4 protein-coding genes are annotated in these 2,431 nt (G+C 67.5%); 3 read left to right on the top strand and 1 reads right to left on the bottom strand.

From position 1 onward, the window contains the following. On the bottom strand, window positions 1-944 hold a 944-nt coding region (locus tag VME70_15935), incomplete at its 3' end, for an ABC transporter substrate-binding protein (GenBank protein HTW21686.1). Window positions 945-1,041: 97 nt separating this feature from the next. Between VME70_15935 and VME70_15930 the strand changes: the two genes are divergently transcribed. From VME70_15930 to VME70_15920, 3 genes are all read left to right on the top strand, one after another. Next, window positions 1,042-1,383 carry a cupin domain-containing protein gene (locus VME70_15930; GenBank protein ID HTW21685.1) on the top strand — a complete coding sequence of 114 codons (342 nt, stop codon included), beginning with the start codon at window positions 1,042-1,044 and terminating at the stop codon, window positions 1,381-1,383. 59 nt (window positions 1,384-1,442) lie between these two features. Beyond that, window positions 1,443-2,045 (top strand): helix-turn-helix domain-containing protein, encoded by a 603-nt coding sequence (locus VME70_15925; protein HTW21684.1) that lies wholly within the window; start codon window positions 1,443-1,445, stop codon window positions 2,043-2,045. Beyond that, a partial coding sequence (locus tag VME70_15920) for an SRPBCC family protein (protein HTW21683.1) occupies window positions 2,042-2,431 on the top strand: 390 nt, incomplete at its 3' end. The genes VME70_15925 and VME70_15920, both read left to right, overlap by 4 nt.

The following is a 2,431-nucleotide window of genomic DNA, read 5'->3' as shown; positions in this document are numbered from 1 at the left end:
TCCGAGGCGAGCGCCGACGACTGCGACGCGTCCTCCGTCGGCAGGTAGCCGTAGTCGATCGAGGTGCCCGAGCGCAGCACGTTGAGCTCGGAGGTGTCGCTGGTGAACGGCAGCTCGACGAAGTAGCTGAGCCTGGGCTTGTCCGGGCCCGCGTAGGCCCGGTTCGCGGCGAACTTGGCGTAGCCGGTGGTCTGGTAGCTGACCAGCTTCCACGGCCCGTCGACGACCTTCCACAGCGGGTTGCTGCCGTAGCTGGCGAGGTCCTTCGACTGCGCGGTCAGGAACGCGAACACGGCCTTCGCCCCGGCGGTCGTCGTGTCGTAATTGCCCACCTTGCCCGAGGCAGAGGTCTTGTCCATCGTCTGAGCGGGCAGCGGGGTGATCTGTGACAGCTGGTCGTAGGTGAACCACGTCGGGTTGTACGACCCGGTCAGCGTCAGCACGATCGTCTTCGGGTTCACGATCGTGTAGCTCTTCAGGTTGTCGGGGAACTCGCCGGGAATGTACGCGGCGAAGTCGGCCTTGTTGGCCCGCAGCAGGTTGATCCAGAACGCGACGTCGCGGGCTGTCACCGGCTGCCCGTCGGACCAGGTGTAGCTGCCGAGGTGGATGGTGACCACGGAGTCGTTGTGGCTGTAGACCGGCAGCACGGCGAGGCTCATGGCCGGGTCGACGACCGGCTGGCCCTTGCCGTTGCCGATCCAGTACAGCGAGCGGAACGACAGCCGCTGGAACTGCTCGATGTTCGCCACGCTGTAGTACGCCCCGGTGAGCATCGGGAAGATGTAGTTCGGCGTGACCCCCGGCGGCTCGGCGAAGGTCGCCGTCCCGCCGCTGACCGGCTTGCCACCGCTTGCCGAGGTACCGGATGACGAACTGCAGGCCGAGGCCAGTAATGCCACTGAGGCAATGGCGGCGATCCCGAGCTGGAGCCTGCGTCTCATCCTGACCTCCTGTGGTCGCTCAATCCCCTCCTGTCCCTACTTTCCAGATATTTGCGTGTTTATGCGGGTGAGTATTGTGGCCGACCGGGAGGACGCCATGAGGATGATCAACGACGCCGGGCGGTTCACGCCCCCGGTCGGGCAGGACCGCAACCACTGGATCGAGCACCTGCGCGTGACGGATCTCAGTGTCGGCACGTACTCGGTCCCGCGCGGCGGCGTGGACGACCAGGTGCCGCACACCGAGGACGAGATCTACGTGGTGATCGCCGGGCGCGCGGTTCTGCGGGCCGGGGAGGACTCCGCTGCCGTGGAACCCGGATCAGTGATCTACGTGGCCGCCGGCGAGGAGCACCGGTTCACCGACGTCGCCGAGGACCTGGCGGCCGTCGTGCTGTTCGCCCCGGCCGAGGGCGCCAGGGAGCAGACCGACAGTTAGCTTTTACCGACAGCTATTTCTGTCTTGACAAGAAGACTTGTCGGTGGCACGGTTGTGGCATGCAGGATGTCGCCGTGATCGAGGACGCCGCAGCAGCGGAGGTCTCGCTTGACCCGATCCGGGCCCGGATGCTCGCGGAGCTGGCCGAGCCGCACACCGCGACCACGCTCGCCGCGCGGCTTGGGCTTGCCCGGCAGAAGGTCAACTACCACGTCAAGACCCTTGAGCAGCACGGCCTGGTGGAGCTGGTCGAGGAGCGCCGCAAGGGCAACATGACCGAGCGGGTCGTCCAGGCATCGGCCGGGGCCTACGTCATCTCGCCGGCCGCGCTCGCCGTGGTCGCGCCGGATCCGGCCCGGTCGCCCGATCGGCTGTCCGCGCGCTGGCTGCTCGCGCTCGCCGCGCGGCTCGTTCGGGAGATGGGCGCGCTCATCAACGGGGCGGCGCGGGCCAACAAGCCGCTCGCTACGTTCGGGCTCGATGCCGAAGTTCGGTTCGCGAGGCCGGCTGACCGCGCCGCGTTCGTGGGTGAGGTCACGGACGCGGTCACCAGGATCATCAGCAACTACCAGACCGAAACTGGTCGGCCGCACCGCCTCATCGTCGCGGTGCACCCGAGCATCACCGACGACGCGGACCCGCCAGCCAAGGAGCAGTCATGACGCATCCCTTCGAGGTACGCAACGAGTTCACCGTCGACGCCACGCCGGACGAGGTGTGGGCGGCGATCACGTCGGGGCCGGGAGTCGACTCCTGGCTCATGGGGCGCACCGAAATCGACAGCGCCAGCAAGACCACCACATTCAGCATGTTCGGCGAGGTGTCCACCGCCAGCATCACGGCCTGGGAACCCGGTCGCCGCTACGCGACGCAGGAGGACAAGAACCCGGACGGCACGTTCATGGCCTTCGAGTGGCTCATCGAGGCGCGCGACGGCGGCGGCGCGGTGGTGCGCGTCGTGCACAGCGGACTCCTCGGCGATGACTGGGAGGCCGAGTACAACGGCCTGTCCGTCGGCGACGGCGCCTACATGAAGAAGCTCGTCGTC

This window comes from Mycobacteriales bacterium (assembly GCA_035504215.1).
GTDB lineage: Bacteria > Actinomycetota > Actinomycetes > JAFAQI01 > JAFAQI01 > DATAUK01.
This window is presented reverse-complemented; position numbering and strand designations above follow the sequence as displayed.